Annotated in this window: 14 protein-coding genes; 3 read left to right on the top strand and 11 right to left on the bottom strand. The window is 65.3% G+C overall.

Features of this window, described 5'->3' with window-relative positions; genetic code table 11:
• Window positions 1-24 precede the first annotated feature (24 nt).
• A complete protein-coding gene (locus FQ746_RS29960) occupies window positions 25-849 on the top strand; it encodes an SDR family NAD(P)-dependent oxidoreductase (RefSeq protein ID WP_144113402.1) in 825 nt (274 codons plus the stop codon).
• 85 nt (window positions 850-934) lie between these two features.
• A complete protein-coding gene (locus FQ746_RS34950) occupies window positions 935-1126 on the top strand; it encodes a hypothetical protein (RefSeq protein WP_186310874.1) in 192 nt (63 codons plus the stop codon).
• 77 nt (window positions 1127-1203) lie between these two features.
• Here FQ746_RS34950 and FQ746_RS29950 read toward each other — a convergent pair whose 3' ends face one another.
• From FQ746_RS29950 to FQ746_RS29920, 7 genes are all read right to left on the bottom strand, one after another.
• Complete coding sequence (locus FQ746_RS29950; RefSeq protein WP_144113401.1) at window positions 1204-2358, bottom strand: CaiB/BaiF CoA transferase family protein; 1155 nt, start codon at window positions 2356-2358, stop codon at window positions 1204-1206.
• Window positions 2359-2603: 245 nt separating this feature from the next.
• Window positions 2604-3398, bottom strand: a complete 795-nt coding sequence (locus tag FQ746_RS29945) for a crotonase/enoyl-CoA hydratase family protein (protein ID WP_144113400.1) — start codon at window positions 3396-3398, stop codon at window positions 2604-2606.
• 92 nt (window positions 3399-3490) lie between these two features.
• Window positions 3491-4501: an acyl-CoA dehydrogenase family protein gene (locus FQ746_RS29940; protein WP_144113399.1), complete on the bottom strand. Its 1011-nt coding sequence runs from the start codon at window positions 4499-4501 to the stop codon at window positions 3491-3493.
• Between the two features lie 49 nt (window positions 4502-4550).
• Window positions 4551-5729 (bottom strand): acyl-CoA dehydrogenase family protein, encoded by a 1179-nt coding sequence (locus FQ746_RS29935; RefSeq protein ID WP_144113398.1) that lies wholly within the window; start codon window positions 5727-5729, stop codon window positions 4551-4553.
• Window positions 5730-5828: 99 nt separating this feature from the next.
• Window positions 5829-7016 (bottom strand): lipid-transfer protein, encoded by a 1188-nt coding sequence (locus FQ746_RS29930; protein WP_144113397.1) that lies wholly within the window; start codon window positions 7014-7016, stop codon window positions 5829-5831.
• 39 nt (window positions 7017-7055) lie between these two features.
• Entirely contained in the window at window positions 7056-8195 is a 1140-nt protein-coding gene (locus tag FQ746_RS29925) for an acyl-CoA dehydrogenase family protein (protein WP_144113396.1), read from the bottom strand.
• A gap of 151 nt (window positions 8196-8346) precedes the next feature.
• Window positions 8347-11001, bottom strand: a complete 2655-nt coding sequence (locus tag FQ746_RS29920; RefSeq protein WP_144113505.1) for a LuxR C-terminal-related transcriptional regulator — start codon at window positions 10999-11001, stop codon at window positions 8347-8349.
• A gap of 465 nt (window positions 11002-11466) precedes the next feature.
• Between FQ746_RS29920 and dinB the strand changes: the two genes are divergently transcribed.
• A complete protein-coding gene (gene dinB, locus FQ746_RS29915; protein ID WP_144113395.1) occupies window positions 11467-12633 on the top strand; it encodes a DNA polymerase IV in 1167 nt (388 codons plus the stop codon).
• 41 nt (window positions 12634-12674) lie between these two features.
• Here dinB and FQ746_RS29910 read toward each other — a convergent pair whose 3' ends face one another.
• The 4 genes from FQ746_RS29910 to FQ746_RS29895 all read right to left on the bottom strand — a co-directional run bounded on the left by FQ746_RS29910 (window position 12675) and on the right by FQ746_RS29895 (window position 17714).
• The gene (locus FQ746_RS29910) at window positions 12675-14102 is read right to left on the bottom strand and encodes a heavy metal sensor histidine kinase (RefSeq protein ID WP_144113394.1); all 1428 of its coding nucleotides are present in this window, start codon (window positions 14100-14102) and stop codon (window positions 12675-12677) included.
• Window positions 14099-14785: a heavy metal response regulator transcription factor gene (locus FQ746_RS29905; RefSeq protein WP_144113393.1), complete on the bottom strand. Its 687-nt coding sequence runs from the start codon at window positions 14783-14785 to the stop codon at window positions 14099-14101. Before FQ746_RS29905 ends, FQ746_RS29910 begins: the two co-directional genes overlap by 4 nt.
• A gap of 77 nt (window positions 14786-14862) precedes the next feature.
• Window positions 14863-16371, bottom strand: a complete 1509-nt coding sequence (locus FQ746_RS29900) for an efflux transporter outer membrane subunit (RefSeq protein ID WP_144113503.1) — start codon at window positions 16369-16371, stop codon at window positions 14863-14865.
• 65 nt (window positions 16372-16436) lie between these two features.
• Complete coding sequence (locus tag FQ746_RS29895) at window positions 16437-17714, bottom strand: efflux RND transporter periplasmic adaptor subunit (RefSeq protein ID WP_144113392.1); 1278 nt, start codon at window positions 17712-17714, stop codon at window positions 16437-16439.
• Between the last annotated feature and the right edge of the window lie 55 nt (window positions 17715-17769).

Here is a 17769-nt window from a genome sequence, read left to right as displayed (position 1 = left end):
AGGTTCAATGAAGGAGACAGTAACGTGGGAAAACTTGAAGGCAAGGTAGCACTGGTTACCGGTTCGGGCCGCGGTATCGGCCGCGCAATCGCGGAAAAACTGGCGAGCGAGGGTGCGCGACTGGTCATCAACGACCTCGACGCAGAACCGGCATACGAAACCGTCGAAGCCGTGAAAAAGATGGGTAGCGACGCGGTTGCCTGCGTCGGCAACGTGAGCGCGCCCGACTTTGCGGAGCGCTTCATCGGCGCGGCGATGGGCACGTTTGGCGGCATCGACATCATCGTCAACAACGCGGGCTACACGTGGGACGACGTCGTTCAGAAAATGACGGACGAACAGTGGTACGCCATCATCGACTGCCATATGACCGCGCCGTTCCGCATTCTGCGCGCCGCCTATCCGCATATAAAAGCGTTGCATGCCGCCGATAAGGAGGCCGGCCGCGAGGTGTATCGCAAGATCGTCAATATCTCGTCGACCTCGGCGCTCAACGGCAATGCCGGGCAGATGAATTACTCGTCGGCCAAAGCGGGCGTGATCGGTATGACGCGCGCGCTCAGCCGCGAATGGGGGCGTTTCAACGTCAACGTGAATTGCGTGGCGTTCGGGCTGATTCATACGCGCATGACCATGACCGATGCCGACGCCGGCTCGACCGTGAAAATCGATGGCCGCGACATTCGCGTGGGCGTCAATGCCGAGGCGCTCAGAATGCACTCGCAGCGCAACCCGCTTGGCCGCGGCGGCACGCCGCAAGAGGCGGCGGGCGGCGTGTATCTGTTCTGCTCGCCGGAGTCGAACTACATCACCGGTCAGACGATCGCGGTAGCGGGCAATCTGCAGTAATCGGCTCCGGTAATCGGCCGGGGTTAATCGGCTGGGGTTAATCGGCAAGTGCAAAAAGGACCCGGCCGCGCGGCCGGGTTTTCCGTTGGGTGTGCCGTTGGGTGTGCCGTTGGGTGTGCCGTTGGGTGTGCCGTTGGGTGTGCCGTTGGGTGTGCCGTTGGGTGTGCCGTTGGGTGTGCCGTTGGGTGTGCCGTTGGGTGTGCCGTTGGGTGTGCCGTTGGGTGTGCCGTTGGGTGTGCCGTTGGGTGTGCCGTTGGGTGTGCCGTGGAGTAACTGAAATACACCACGTTGCCACTGAGGCAACGCCTGCGCGAGTTATCCCCGCGACCTATCCCCGCGACTTATCCCCGCGACTTATCCCCGATACCCCAAGCCCTGCTCCCGCAGGCCGGCAAGCGCCAACTCATCGAAACCCCAGTCTTGTAGCGCCGCGAGCCCATGCTCGCCGCGTTGCGGAGCCGCGCTCGCAATCGTGGACGGCGTCGCCGAAAAGCGCGGCGCGGGCGCGGGTTGCACGACGCCGGCGACTTCGACAAAACTCCCGCGGGCGCGGTGTTGCGGATGCGCCGGCGCCTCGGAGAAGCTCAGTACCGGCGCCACGCACGCATCGCTGCCGTCGAACAGCGCACACCACTCGTCCCGCGTACGGGTGAGAAATGCCGCTGCAAAGCGCTCGCGCAATACCGGCCAACCGCTACGATCGTGCTGCGCGGGCAAACCCGCATTTGCGAGTCCGAGCTTGACGAGCAGTTCGGCGTAGAAGCGCGACTCCACCGCGCCCACCGACATGTAGCCGCCGTCACGCGTGCGGTAGCTGTCATACCAGGGCGTTCCACCATCGAGCAGATTGCTGCCGCGCGCCTCCTGCCAGTTACCCGACGCGAGCAGTCCCCAGATCACCGAGCCGAGTTGCGCCGTGCCCTCGACCATGGCGGCGTCCACGACCTGCCCCTTGCCGCCGCGCTGCACATTGAAGAGCGCGGCAACCACGCCCAGAGCGAGCAACATTCCGCCGCCGCCATAATCGCCGACCAGATTGAGCGGAGGCACCGGCGCTTCGCCCGCGCGACCGATGCCCGACAGCACGCCGGACAGCGCGATGTAGTTGAGATCGTGACCGGCGCACTGCGCCAGCGGACCCGTCTGCCCCCAGCCGGTCATGCGGCCGTAGACGAGTTTGGGGTTACGTTCCAGCGCAGCCTGCGGACCCAGGCCCAGACGTTCCATCGTGCCGGGCCGGAAGCCTTCTATCACCACGTCGGCGCGCTCGATCAGATGGAGTGCGGCTTCGGCAGACCGCGGCTGTTTGAGATCGAGCGTAACCGAGCGACGCCCGCGACCCGTGACGTCCGCGCGCCTGCCATTCGTTTTAGGGCCCAAGTCCTCGGGTGGCAGCGGGCGGTCTATTCGCACGACATCGGCACCCATGTCGGCGAGCAACATGGTGCCAAACGGCCCCGGCCCGATCGCCTCGAATTCCAGCACACGTACACCGCTCAACACGCCCATGGCGCCTCCGTTTTTCGTTTTGAGTGACTCGTAGATTGATGGCAGCGTGCGAGCACGCCGCGCAGCGCCAGCGACGGATCGCGGATCGCGGATCGCGGATCGCGGATCGCCCTCAGCGTGACTGTTAGTAAGCCAGAACGCCGCGTGTTTTCAGCCACCCTGTTCGGGTGGACCGGTCTTGAATCAGACGGCTCGGCAGCAGAAGGCCCGCGCGGACACCGGCATGACGCACACGCTGTACAGCGCTAAGCCTCGAACGACGGCGCGCGTTTTTCGATAAACGCGGACACCGCCTCGCGGTGATGTGCCGTTTGATGCGCGAGCGCCTGATACGCGGCCGACATCTCCAGCACGGTATCGAGCCGGCAATGCAGCCCCTCGCGCAGCAAACGCTTGGCGAGTCGCACGGCATGCGGCGGATTGGCGGCTATAGCTCGAGCGATCTCCTGGGCGCTCTCGATCAACGTATCGTGCGGCACCACGCGCGAGACCAGTTGCCAGTCGAGCGCCTGCTGGGCATCGATCGTGCGGCCGGTAAAGGTCAGTTCGGCCGCACGCGACAGGCCGATGACCCGCGGCAGCAACCACGCGCCACCATCGCCGGGAATAATGCCGAGCTTCACAAAACTCTCGGCGAAGCTTGCGCGCTCCGACGCGATGCGGATATCGCACAAGCACGTCAAATCCAGGCCGGCGCCGATAGCCGGGCCATTTACTGCGCCAATCAGCGGGACTTCCAGATTGAATAGCGCGAGCGGCAGTTGCTGGATGCCCCGCCGATATTCCTGACGAATCTGCATGCCGCCGACGTTGCCCGACGCCAGTGGTTCCATGTCGCGGATATTGCCGCCCGACGAAAATGCGGTACCCGCACCCGTCACGATCACGGCACGCACGGAACGGTCGTCTTCGATCCGCGCGATTGCCGCAAGGAGTTCCGGCACCATCGTATTGCCGGTCAGCGGATTACGTCGCTCTGGCTCGTTCAGCGTGAGCGTGACGATATGGCCGCTCTGTTCGTAATTCAGAAATGCTGGCATAGGAGGGGAAGCCTTTCGTGTAAGTGTGCGAGTGAGCGTGCGTATAAATGGCGGAAACTGAACTCAGCACACAGTGCAAGCCGGAAGATCGATCACACCGATGCGTGCTGTGTTGCGGCCCGCGCGAAATCCACGACCGTGGAGACGGCCGCTTGCGATTCATCGAGCGACGCACGGCCCACCAGCCGATTCCAGTAAGCCTCCGAGCCGTCTGCCATGCGCCACTCGTGAAGCCGGCGCGTATAGAGCTGAAGATCGTATTCGTCCGTGACACCGATTGCGCCGTGCAGGGCGTGCGCAGTGGCCGCGACCCACGGCACCGCCATGCTGGTGCGAGCCTTGGCAATCGCGGTCGCAAGGGGTGCGGGAGCCATGCCGCCTCCATTGAATGCGAGCTCCGCAGCAATGCCCGCGGCGGCGACCTGTTCGGCCATGACGCTCAGCTGATGCTGCACCGCCTGAAACTTGCCGATCGATTTACCGAACTGGGAGCGGTCGTTGCAATACTGCAGCGTCATGTCGAAGACGCGATTCATTGCGCCCGCCATTGCCGCTGCATGCAGCGCCGCGCTGAAAAGGCACACGTCGCTACCGTTCGAACCGAGCGGAACCGTCGACACGTCGACCGGCCAACGGAGCGTCGCTCCGGCACTGCCATGCACGCCGCACCACTGGCGTTGCGCGCTCGCCGCATCGAGCAATAGCAGCGCGCCGTCGAGATTAGCCACCACGTGCCGGCAGATCATGCCGAACGCTACGTTGGGCGCACACACCGTGCCCTGCGCATCGCGGTGGCAGTCGCCCGCGAGTGTCGTCATGCCCGGCGGCGCGGCCAGACCGGTATCGCGCAGCAGCGCCCGCGCCGCGATGCTTTGCGCGAGCGGCAGCGGTACCGCGTAGCGACCCAACAGCGTGAACACCGGTGCGATTTCCGGGAGCGACAGTCCCGCGCCGCCCGCATTCTCGGGACTCAGCAACTCGAGAAAACCGGCTTCTTCCACTGCATCCCAGATTGCCGGGGGCGCACCGCCCTGTTCTATAGCCCGCACCGCTTCCGGCGTCGCGCATTCGCGCAAGATGGCTTCGATCGCTTCAATGAACATGCGAGGCTCTTCCTGATCGACATGAGGGGGAATGAAGAATGCCCATGAATCACCGCAGACCCAGGCCGCGCGCAATCACGCCACGCAACACTTCGCGCGTACCGCCACGCAACGAGAAGGTCGGCGAAATCTGGCTGAGATACGCCACCGTACGACGCAATTCGGCCGCACTCGACATGGCTTCCTGCGTGAGCACCGCAGTCGGATCGGACGCGATGGCAGCTTCGAGCAACGCGGGGATGGCCTGCTCGAACTCCGTGCCAAGGTCCTTGACGAGCGCCGCTTCGACTACCGGACTTTCTCCGCGCGCAAGCCGCGCGGTAACGGCAATCGACAGATTGCGCAGGGTCGCCAGTTGCGTGATGAAACCTCCGAGCAAGCCCAGTTCCGAAGCGCTTGCGCCATGCCGGGCCAGATGGGCACGCCAACAGTCGAGCAGTACAACGCTCGAATAAATGCGCTCCGGGCCGCTGCGCTCGAAGGCAAGCTCGGCCGTGACCTGCTGCCAGCCCGCACCCTCTTCGCCAATCAGCGCCGTGTCCGCAAGCAGGACGTCGTCGAACGTCACTTCGGAAAAATGGGTGTCGCCGGCGAGGTCGACGATAGGTTGAATACTCACGCCCGGTAACGACAGATCGACGATGAACTGCGACAAGCCTTTCTGGCGATCTTCAACGCCGCCCGACGAGCGCACCAGCGCGATCATGTACTGGCAATGCTGCGCATTGGTCGTCCAGATTTTCCGGCCGCTCAGACGCCAGCCGCCCTCGCAGCGCTGCGCACGGGTTCGTACGCTAGCGAGGTCGGAGCCCGCGTCCGGCTCGCTCATGCCGATACAGAAAAACGCGCTGGCGTTGCAGATGCGCGGCAGATAAAAGTCCTTCTGCGCTGCGCTGCCATAGCGCAGTATGAGCGGCCCGCTCTGCCGGTCGGCGATCCAGTGCGCGGCCACCGGCGCGCCCGCCGCCAGCAGTTCTTCCACCAGCACGAAGCGACGGAACGCGTCGAAGCCCGCTCCGCCATACTCCGTCGGCAAAGTGAGTCCCACCCAGCCGCGCGCGGCAAGACGCCGGCTGAACCCGGCGTCGAAGCCCATCCACGAACGCGCGCGCACATTCGCCGGCGCGTCCGGCAGATGTTCGCCGAGAAACTGCTTCACTTGTGCGCGAAAGGATTCGGCTTCAGCAGGCAACGGCGTCAGCCGAAAAGCGTCCAGCAGATTGTTCACGTCTCGCTCCAGAGTTCTTGCGTTATCGCCAGTCCGATGTGCGCTTAATGCCCGCTTAAGGCCTGCTTAGTGCCCGCGTCGTCCCCGCTTAAGGCCCGCTCAATGCTTGCCGTAGAGCGTCACCACGCATGCCCCGCCGAGCCCCAGATTGTGTTGAAGCGCGTGTCTTGCGCCCTCCACCTGGCGCTGTCCCGCGGTACCGCGTAACTGGTTCGTCAGTTCGAAGCATTGCGCCAGGCCCGTCGCGCCCAGCGGATGTCCCTTCGAGAGCAATCCGCCCGACGGATTGACCACCACCTTCCCGCCATAGGTATTGTCGGCATCGTGAACAAACTTCTCGGCGCCACCCTCCGGACAGAAACCGAGCGACTCGTAGCAGATCACCTCGTTGTGCGCGAAGCAGTCGTGCAATTCGCACACGTCGATGTCGTCGGGTCCGATGCCGGCCTGTTCATACACCTGGTTGGCCGCCGCGCGCGTCATGTGCGTGCCGACGTAATTGAGCATGGACGGCGGGTCGAACGAGGCGGGCGGATCGGTAGTCAGCGCCTGGGCGACAATTTGAACGTCCGCGCGCAAGCCGTGACGTTTGGCGAACCGCTCGGACACGAGAATTGCAGCAGCCCCGCCGCAAGTGGGCGGACACGCCATGAGCCGCGTCATGACACCCGGAATCAGCGCGGTGTCGTTCATCACGTCTTCGGTACTCAGGGTTTTGCGAAACAGTGCCAGCGGATTGTTTGCAGCGTGGCGGCTTGCCTTGGCGCGCACCGCCGCAAATGTCTCCATGCGGGTGCCGTAGCGTTGCATGTGTTCACGCCCGGCACCGCCGAACGTACGCAGCGCCTGCGGCAGATGGGCGAGGTCGGCGGTCAGACCGTGCATGATCGGTACGAAACGCGCGCGTGTGACCGGCCGGTCGTCCCAATGCGATTTCAACGGGCCGGCCTGCATCTGCTCGAAACCGAGCGCAAGCACGCAATCGGCGGTGCCACTGGCGATGGCCTGGCGGGCGAGATAGAGCGCGGTCGACCCTGTCGAGCAATTGTTGTTGACGTTGACGATGGGAATACCCGTCATGCCGACTTCGTAAAGCGCTGTCTGGCCGCAGGTGGAGTCGCCGTAGACATAGCCCGTGAAAGCCTGCTGCACGAGGTCGTAGCCGATTCCCGCGTCGGCTAGCGCGCGGCGCGTGGCCTCGGCACCCATTTCGATATAGGTGCCGCTTGCGCCGGGCTTGGCGAACTGGATCATGCCGACGCCCGCCACCAGTACTCGTTCACTCATGATGTGTTCCCGAAGGGTGATAAACCTGTGGACGAACGCTTAGAGCCGGCGGGAAATCAGGTCCCGCAGCACCTCGCTGGTACCGCCAAAAATGCGCGTGACCCGCATGTCGGCGAAAGCGCGCGCGATTGGATACTCGAGCATGTAGCCGTAGCCGCCGTGCAATTGCACCATCTCGTCGATGCACTTCCACATGGCCTCGGTGGCGAACAGTTTGGCGATGGCCGCTTCCTGCAGACTGATGCGGCGCGTCATGTGCTCCCGGATGTAGTAGTCGACCAGCGTACGCACCGCGACCGCCTGGGCCTTTACGTCGGCGAGTTTGAATTTGGTGTTCTGGAAGTCCCACACGGTCTGGTTGAACGCGCGGCGATCTTTCACGTATTGCAGCGTGAGTTCGAGTTGCCGCTCCAGTTTTGCCGCGCAATACACGGCGATGATCAGCCGCTCCTGTGGGAGTTCTTCCATCAAATGGATAAAGCCGCCGTTCTCCTGACCGACCAGATTGCCGACGGGTACCCGCACGTTGTCGAAGAACAGTTCGGCGGTATCCGCTGCGGCCTGGCCGACTTTTTCCAGCTTGCGGCCACGACGGAAACCGGCGCGATCGGTTTCGACCATGATGAGACTGACGCCTTTCGCTCCGGCCGCCGGGTCGGTCTTGCACACGACCAGCACCATGTCGCAGTTCAGACCGTTGGAGATAAACGTCTTGCTGCCGTTGATGACGTAATGGTCGCCGTCGCGTACCGCGCTGGTGCGAATGGATTTGAGATCGGAACCGGTGCCGGGCTCCGTCATGGCGATGGCGAGAATTTTTTCGCCGCGGCAGATGGAAGGTAACCAGTTGCGCTTTTGCTCTTCCGTACCCAGCCGCACGATGTACGGCGCGGTGATGTCCGAATGCACGGAGTAGCTGAACCCGGACACGCCCGCGCGATGCAGTTCTTCCGCGACGATGGCCGAATGGCCGAAATCGCCGCCACCGCCGCCGTATGCTTCCGGCACCGTGACGCACAGCAAACCTTCGCGGCCGGCCTTGAGCCAGGTTTCGCGGTCGACACAGCCTGCCGCGTCCCACTGCGCCTGCCGCGGCAGGCATTCACGCTCGAAAAAACGCCGGGCGGTGTCGCGCAGCATTTCATGGTCGTCGCGATAGACGTTGCGTTTGACTTCCACAGCTCGCTCCTTCACGTAGGTTGCCCAGGCAACGCAGGCCGGAGGCGGCGCGTTGCTTCGATGCAATCATTGTGTCGGGAGGGGAAGAGAAAAGGCCCACCCGAAAGGAGTGGCGAGTGGCGATAACAGATGGGATGCGGGAAGCGTCGCGCTACCCTGCCTCGAGGTCGCGCATTTTCGCAACCGCTCCGTCGCGGCCGGACACATCGAGTTTCCGGTAGATGTTCTTCAGATGCCACTTTACGGTGTCGAGCGACACGTCCATCACGCGTGCGATTTTTTTGTTGGGCAGCGCGAGCGCGAGCAGATGCATGACCTCGCTTTCGCGCTCGCTGAGCGAACAGGGACCCGAGGCCGGCGGCGCGCCCGCGCCAACCAGGTCCCCGCCGGCGTGAATGGAATGCGATGCGTCGATCAGCCGCTGTGCGTAGAACGCCAGGACCGGATCGAAGCCGGGCTCCGCACACAGCGCAGCGAGCGGCTCACGCAGGGCGACCGGCGCGTCCAGCAGGCTGCGCATCAGGCCGAGCCGGTGGCCGAGCCGCAGCCCTTCGAGCAGATGTTCGCGCGCCGCGTGCTCGTTGCGCCGGCCATGTTCGGCGAGCGACATCTGCATGCGCAGGCTGGCGACGCGGCACCATCGCCCGCCCGCCACCGACAGCGCGTTCAACGGAGCAAGCCGGCTCATCGCACCGTCGAAATCGTGCAGATGCAGGCACATCGCAATGCGCGCAAGGTCGGCGCAAACGCTGATTTCCCAAGCGGTGCTGCGCACCGCACCGCCGTAACGCGAGGCCAGCGCTTCGCAGCGCAGCAGCACGGCTTCGGCCTCGTCGACCCGGCCCTCCTCCAGCAGCCAGCGCGAACGCAGGCCGAGCGCGTGCGCCAGCAGCCGGTCCAGCCGCCGGCGTTGCGCATACGCCTGCAACCGTTCGAGGGCGTCGCGTGCCTCGGAGCGCCGGCCCACAAGCCGGTGACCGCAGGTGAGCACGGTCAGCGCGCGCAGCACTGTGTCCGGAATCGAAACCCGTTCGATCACTTCGATGCGCGGCTCCAGCAGCGCGAGCGCAGCGGGCACGTCGTCGAGTTCGTAGAGCGCCTCGCCGAGCAGCGCCGCCGCCATGCTGCCGATGCCGACATACGCGGGGCCGCCGTTCTCCGCTGCGGCCAGCACGTCGCCGAACACGCTCTCGGCTTTCAGCACGTGCCCCTGCGCGACATGCGTCATGCCGCTCATGCACCGGCCCAGCAGCATGCCGCGCGGCGCGCCATGCCAATGCGCGCTCTCTTCGAGCACCCGGCGCGCCTGCTCGTACTCGCCGCGATGGATGAACATCCAGCCGAGAATATTGCCGCGCCCGGCCAGCGTGAAGTCGTCGGCGTTCGCCGGCGCGCGTTGCAGTTCCGGCAGCAGCGCCACCACCGAGTCGGTATCGTCGCGCTGCAGGGCCAGCCCGCCTCGCAGCAGCGCCAGCCCGTAGCGTTCCCGTGAACCCGGCCGTTCGCTGCGCGCGGCGATGCGCTGGATGCTCTGCACCAGCGCGTCCGTGTCGCCCGCGTACATCTGCAGAAAGGCCTGCACCAGATGCAGTTCGAAACGCGCCGATATCTGCTGCGGCGGCAGACGCCGCAGCAGACCGGCTAGCTGGCGCAACTCGCCACGCGAGAGCATGTCGTGCGCATGCTGCTCCACGAGGTTTGCGGCCGCCTCGGGATTGCCCGCCAGCACCGCGTGATGCACCGCTTCGTCGATACAGTGCTGCGCGCCGAACCACGCCCACGCCGCCGCATGCGACGCGCGCGATTGCGCATCAGGCAATTGCGCATGCCGCCCCTGCAGAACTTCGCGCAACAGCGGATGCAGCCGGTACCAGATGTCGCGCGACTCGCCGGCGCCTGCCTCGCTGACCTGAGTGATGAACAGGTTGTCCGCGTCGAGACGCGCGAGCCGCGCCGCGATCTCGCCGACGGTCTCGGCATGAGCCACGAGACTCGCGCACAGCGACGCGCAAAACCGGTCGCATAGCGCGGCCAGCATCAACAGACGCAGGTCGTCGCCGTCGAGCCGCACCAGCACCTCGCGCTCGAAATACCGGGCGAACGATTCGGCGTCGCGCACCGAGTGCGGGGCCAGCGCCGCGCCTTTGCGCGCCTTCAGGTCGATGGCGAAGAGTTGCAGGCCGGCCGCCCAGCCATGGGTCAACGCATGAACGGTCTGCGCGTCGCGCCGCGCGATATGGCCGAGTTGCGACTGCAGAAACTGCTCCGACTCGGCCGCCGAGAACACCAGGTCATGGCGCTCCAGTTCGACGGCAAGACCTTGCGCGCGCAGCCTGGCGAGCGACAGCGGCAAAGGTCGCCGCGACGCCAGCACCAGGTGCAGGCGGGCCGGCGCGTAGTCGAGCAACCAGCGCAGCGCCTCGAGAATGCACGGGTTGCGCAGATGGTGCACGTCGTCGAGCATCAGCACCAGTTCGCGCTTGCGGCGCGCGATGCCGCGCACCAGCGTGATGACCCAATGCTCCGGCGCGGACTCGCCGCCGTCGCGCCCCACCAGCAGTTCGGCTTCGCGCGTGATGGCCGGGTCGACGCTGGCGAGACAGGCCAGCAGCGCATTGAAGAACGCCGTCAGGTCGTCGTCTTCGGGTGCGAGCGACAGCCACGCCACGTCGAAGTCCAGCGTCAGCAAGGCTTGCCGGTAGGCGAGCAGCGTGCTCGTCTTGGCACTGCCGGCCGGGCCCTGAATGACCACACAGCGCCGATGCCGCGCGTCGACGAGGCGCGCGATCAGCGCAGGCCGTGGCATCAACTGACGGGCGGTACGGGGCGGCGAGATACGCGCACTGCTCACGGGTCCGGGGACGGCGGGCGTAGAACACGACGGCGCGGGCTCGAGGGCAGGCCCAAGGGCAGACGCAGGAGCAGGAGCAGACGCAGACCCAGACCCAGACTCGGAAATATCGGAATCGAACATACAGACGGGCGGCCAAAGCAGGAGAACTCGAAAGCGGATGCGCGGCTCGACTGACAGCACGGGCGGATGAACGGCACCCGCCCCGTCACCCCAGCAGCAGCACCTCTCGTCGCGATGAAACGCTTGTCGGCGAGTATAGGTTCGACGCGCCGCGTTGCGGCCGTTTTCCGCGCTACCCACCCGATCCGGGTGGGTAGCGCGCAAGGTAAGATTACGGTTTGGGTGCGCGTTGCCGGTTCTCGCCCCACCCCTGCCCAGCTACCCTCACGTCACTGCCTTGCGCCGTTCCCATCGCTCATGAGTTCTGCCCTCCGTCGCATCGCGCATCTGGACATGGACGCGTTCTACGCGTCCGTCGAACTATTGCGTTATCCGGAACTGCGCGGCCAGGCCGTCGTGATCGGCGGCGGCCGCAGCGGCGTGCCGGAAATTCTCGAAGACGGCAGTCGCCGCTTCGCGAAGCTGCGCGATTACGCGGGCCGCGGCGTCGTGACCACGTCCACTTACGAGGCCCGCGCGCTCGGCGTGTTCTCGGCGATGGGCATGATGAAAGCCGCGATGCTCGCGCCCGACGCGATCCTGCTGCCCACCGACTTCGATTCGTACCGCCATTACTCGCGGCTCTTCAAGAGCGCGGTCGCGGAATTCACCGGGCGCATCGAAGACCGCGGCATCGACGAAATCTATATCGATCTGACCGACGTGCCCGGCGAGGTCCGCGACATTGCCGCGAGCATCAAGCAGGCGGTGCATCGGGCCACCGGGCTGACCTGCTCGATCTGCGTTGCGCCCAACAAGCTGCTGGCGAAGATCGGCTCCGAACTCGACAAACCCGACGGCCTCACGATTCTCACGCCCGCCGACGTGCCGCTGCGGGTCTGGCCGCTGCCGGTGCGCAAGGTCAATGGGATCGGCCCGAAGGCGGCGGAAAAGTTGACCGGGCTCGGGCTCGCCACGGTCGGCGATCTGGCCGCGGCGGACGCCGGCCTGCTGCAGGATCACTTCGGGCGCAGCTATTCCGCCTGGCTGATGCAGATCGCCCAGGGGCACGACGAGCGGCCGGTGGTGGTCGAATCGGAACCCAAGTCGATGAGCCGCGAGACCACCTTCGAGCGCGATCTGCATCCGCGTCACGACCGGCCCGCGCTGTCGAGTTCGTTCACGGGTTTGTGCGTGCGGGTCGCGGAAGACCTGGTGCGCAAAGGCTACGTGGGCCGCACGGTCGGCATCAAGCTGCGTTACGACGACTTTCGTACGGTCACGCGCGATCTGACGCTCGACGAGCCGACCGCCGACGCCATCGAAATCCGTCGCGCCGCCACCGAATGTCTGCGGCGCGTGGAATTGAATCGCAAGCTGCGTTTGCTCGGCGTGCGGGTGAGCGCGTTGACGCCGGCCAATGCGCAAGCCGGGCTATCGCGCCGCCAGATTCAGGCCGACCTGCCGTTCGACAGCGACGAATAAAACCCGCGGCCAATAAGCTAAAGAGCTAATGAGCTGATGAGCTAGTAAGCGCCGCTTTCGCTAATCACGCCGGTGCTCATGCGCGGCGCCGGCACTTCGGCGTCCTGGCGCGACAGCGCGATCGAAAACACGAAGGTGTTGATGCCGTGCTCGCTCTGCGCGGACACGCTGCCGCGATGCATCTCGGCAATCGCCTTCACGATCGCGAGGCCGAGTCCGTGGTTTTCCCGGCTATTGGTGCGCGAGGCCTCCGCGCGATAGAACCGGTCGAACAGATGTTCCATCACGTCCGCCTGGATCGGCGCGCCGGGGTTGGCTACCGCGACGCGCACCTGGTCGTCGTCGCACGCAATCGTCACGTTGATCGTGGCGCCCGGCTCGCAGTGCTGGATGGCGTTCATCAGCAGATTCGTGCAGGCGCGGCCGAACAGCGAACGGTTCACGCGCGCGTGGGCGTCGCCGTGCAGCGTCGCTGCGACGCCCGCCTCTTCCAGGGGAATCTCGAGAAACTCCAGCGTATGCGCCACTTCCGCGGCCAGCGACACCTCGACCAGACCGGTCGCACGTTCGCCCTGATCGGCGCGCGCCAGAAACAGCATGTCGTTGATGATCGCGCGCATGCGTTCGAACTCTTCGAGGTTCGATTGCAGCGTATGACGCAGATCGTCCACCGAGCGGTTACGCGTGAGCGCGACTTCGGTCTGGCCGATCAGGATGGTCACCGGCGTGCGCAGTTCGTGAGCGACGTCCGCATTGAACGATTCGAGCCGGCCATACGCGCCGTCGAGCCGCTCCAGCGCACCGTTGAAGGAATGCGCGAGGTCGTTCAGTTCGAGCGGCAGCGACGCGGTATTCAGACGTTGCGAGCGATTGTTCGGACTCACCGCGGAGGCATCGCGCGTGAGGCGTGTGAGCGGTGCAAGCCCGAGTCGCGTGACCGAATAGCTGAGCAGCAGCACCGCGAGACTGCCGAGCGCCGACAAGGCGGCGAGCGCCGATGCGAATACGCGCATGGTGCGCACGTTCGGCAGATAGCTGACGGCCACCTGCAGTTGCACCGGCGGCCGCGCGGCATAGGCGGGAATCGTCACCGTGTAGGTCAGCATGTCCTGACCGCCGGCTGCCGGCCGGATGCGCGCATAGCCGCCCGGCCAGCGCTTCACGGTCGCACCCGAGACGAGCGTGCCGTATTGCAGCGCCGGCACGTCGCTGCTGACCGCGAAGACCGTGCTGCGGTCGTGCGGTGTCATGTCGGCGAGCTTTTCGCGGGCGATGCGCCACTTCTCCTGCGTGACCGCGTGATAGACGATGATGCGGGCAATCTCGGTACGATCGTCGAGCGACTCGCGCAAATGGTGCTCGAGTTGCGAGCGCAGCACGATGAAAAGCCCGGTGCCGATCAGCGTGAACACGAAGAAGGCGACGAGCGCGAACATCAGCGCGAGGCGGCGGGCAATCGAGCGGCTCATGACGGCTCCGCCTCGTCGCGGACTTCGAGGACGTAGCCCATGCCGCGCACCGTGTGCAGCAGCTTCGACGCAAACGGGCCGTCGAGCTTCGCACGCAGACGCTTGATGGCGGTCTCGACGACGTTGGTATGGCTGTCGAAATTCACGTCCCAGACCATTTCGGTAATGGCCGTTTTCGACAGAATGTCGCCCTGGCGGCGCGCCAGTACGCTCAGCAACTGGAACTCCTTGGCGGTCAGATCGAGGCGCACGCCGTCGCGGGTCGCGCGCCGGCCGATCAGATCGACGAACAGGTCGCCCACCGAGATGAGCGTCGATTCCTGTGCGCGCGTGCGGCGCGCGAGCGCATGCAGGCGTTCGACCAGTTCGAGAAACGAAAACGGTTTGGTGAGGTAGTCGTCGGCGCCTTCGCGCAGACCGCGCACGCGGTCGTTCACCTGGTCGCGCGCGGTCAGCATGATGACCGGCGTGGATTTGCGCAGACGCAGCGCCTTGAGCACGCTGAAGCCGTCGCGTTTGGGCAGCATCACGTCGAGGACGATCACGTCGTAGTCGAACTCGGTGGCCAGATGCATGCCCTCCTCGCCGTCGAGCGCGACGTCGACCACCCAGCCCTGCTCGGTTAAACCGGCACGCAGGTAGTCGACCACCTTGTGTTCGTCTTCAACGATCAGCAACTTCATGAGCGTCTCCTAGAGCCAGCATTATACGAAACGCCTTCACTTGTCCTGCACGCTGGTTACTTCGATTTCGACGCGAGTCATTGCGCTGGGGTGGGTGTCGATGCCTGATCGGAGCCGCTATTCGTAGCGCTGTTCGTAGCGCTGTTCGTGCCCTTCCCAGACACCGCGGACATCGTTTCGCTCGCGTCCCAACCGCCGCCCAAGGCCTTCACCAGCGACACCGACAGCGTCATCTGCTGGCCGTGAATCTGCACGTCCTGGCGCTCGCTGGTCAACAGCGACTGCTGCGCGGTGATCACATCGAGGAAGGCGACGAGGCCGCCCGAATAGCGGTCGTTTGCAAGCGACAGCAGATGCTGTGCGTCCGTCACCGCTTCGTGCGACTGCTGCGCCGCGCCGTCGAGCACCGCGAGACCGGTGATGCCGTCCTGCACCTGCTGGAACGCGGTGAGCACGGTCTGCCGGTAATTCGCCTCGGTGGCCTTGTAGCCTTCGCTCGCGTACTGAACGTTGGCCGCGCGGCGGCCGCCGTCGAACAGCACCTGGCCGACGGCCGCGCCGAGCGTCCACATCAGCGTCGGCGCGCTCAGCAAGCTCGCGAACTGCACGCTTTCCCAACCGATGCTCGGTGTAAGCGTCAGGCTCGGGAAGAACGCCGCTTTGGCCACGCCGATCTGCGCGTTGGCCGCCGCCATCGCGCGCTCGGCGGAGGCGACGTCGGGCCGGCGCTGCAACACGTCGCTCGGCACGCCGAGCGGAATCGACGGAGGCGACATCGTCACCACCTGCGGCGCAATCGCGAACTGCGGCGCGGGCACGCCGACCAGCGCGGCGATCGCATGTTCGTATTGCGCGCGCTGATTGAGCAGCAGTTGCGCCTGCACGCGGGTCGTATCGAGTTGCGACTTCTGCTGCGACACTTCGAGGCCGGACACCGAGCCTAGCTCGTGCTCGTTGTTCACGTAGTCGAGCGCTTTCTGCTGCAGCTTGACCGACTGGTTCAGCACGTCGATTTCGGCGTCGAGTTCACGCAACGAAAAATAGCTGCTGGCGAGGTCGGTGGTGAGCACCAGCCGCGCATTCGCGAGGTCGTCCGCCGACTGTTGCGCAGACGCCGTCGCGCCTTCCACTTCGCGTCGTATCCGGCCGAACAGATCGGTGTCGTAGTCGATCTGCGGGCCGAGCTGCAGGTTGTTCTGCACGGTCGAGACGGTCGGCGTGCCGTAGTTGGTCTGCGGACGGCTCTGCGACACCCTGAAGCGCGAGCCCGCCGCCGCCAGATCGACTTCCGGCAGGCGTTGCGCGCTGGTATTCGCGAGGGTCGCGCGCGCCTGCGCGTAGTGCGCGCTGGCCACGGCGAGCGTCTGGTTCTGCGCGAGCGCCTGATTCTCCAGCGTACCGAGCAGCGGATCGCCGAACGAACTCCACCAGTCGGGCGCGACCGGCGCGTGCGAGGGCGTGGCGACGCGCCAGTTCGAGTCGATCTGCCAGCTCGGGGGCACGTCCGTCTGCGGCCGCTCGTAGTTCGGGCCGACCGTGCACGCGCTCAGCAACGCGGCGGTCAACGCTGCGGCCAACTTGGCCACCGGCGTAGCGGCACGCCTCGGTGGCGTCGTGCTGGTTCGTGCGACGGCGTGTCCGGCTTTCGCGATCACGACGCCTCCTTCTCGTTCTGCGGGTCTGCTGCGCTCTTGCTGTTCTTTCCGTCTTGTCCGTTCTTTCCGTCCGGCTTCGGCTGGGTAATCTGCACGTGGTCGCCGTCCGCGATCGAATCGCTCGGGTTAATGATGACGTTGTCGTTCGCCTCGATGCCGCTTTCGATTTCGAGCGTCTGCCCGAGGTCTTCTGCAATCACGATCTTGCGCAGCGAGACATTGCCCTGCGCGTTGACCACCGCAAGTTGCGGACCCTGCGCGCGGAACAGCAGCGCGTTACCCGGCACCAGCATGCGGGCATGCACGGCGGCGGGCACCGCAACCTGCACGTAAGCGCCCGGCCGCAGTTTGTTGTCGGGATTGGGCAGCGACACTTCGACCTGCAACGAACGCGTCGGCACGTCGATCGCGCCGGAGACGTGGGCGATGACGCCGTGGAATTGCTGGCCCGGCAGTTCGGCCTGGGTCACCACCACGTACTGGCCGGGATGCACGTTCTGCGCATAGGCCTGCGGCAGTTGCACGAACACGCGCAACGGATCGGACTGCGCCAGTGCAAACAGCGCGCGGCTCGTGCCGCTGCCTGCATCGATCAGGTCGCCGACGTCGACATTGCGTTGCGTGACCACGCCCGCGAACGGCGCAACGATGCGCTTGAACGATTCCAGTTGTTTCAGGCGCTGCACGTTGGCGTCGGCGGCCGCGAGGTTGGCGACGTCCTGCGTGTAGGTGCTTTGCCGCTCGTCGAGTTCCTGTTGCGACACGGCATCGCGTTGTCGCAACTGCTGCCAGCGCGCGAGCGACGTTTTGGCGAGCCCGAGACTCGCGCTGGTTTGCTGACGCTGGGCCAGCGCTTGCGCGAGTTCCTGATCGATTTCCGGCGTGTCGAGTTCGGCAAGCAGTTGGCCCTGCTTCACGCGCGCGCCGATATCGGCGTACCAGTGCAGCAGATAACCGGTCGAGCGCGCATAGATCGGCGATTCGACATAGCCGCGCAAGGTGCCCGGCAGTAGGGTGTTGCCGCCGCCTTCGGCCTGGGTGGGATGCACCACGTTCACGTATTGCGTGGCGTTCTGCTGCGTGGTGGCCGCCACCGCGCGGTTCAGCAGAATGCGCGAGACCACCGTGCGAATCGCGCCGAGCGCGAGCAGCACCAGCACGATCAGAACGGCGATTTTTGCGCGCCGCCATTCGCGGCTGCGCGGCGGCAACGCGTGGCCGTCTTCGGTCTCCCGCGTGGGGATCGCTAACGATGCATGGGTTTTTTCGGTCATATCAGTCAGCCATCTCAGTCAGCCAATGCACTCGGCCAGAGCATCCGGCCGTCGT

Origin of the sequence: Paraburkholderia sp. BCC1886 (assembly GCF_900996245.1) — a bacterium.
Classification (GTDB): domain Bacteria; phylum Pseudomonadota; class Gammaproteobacteria; order Burkholderiales; family Burkholderiaceae; genus Paraburkholderia.
The sequence above is the reverse complement of the archived record's forward strand: the minus strand, read 5'-3'. Positions and strand labels throughout refer to the sequence as shown.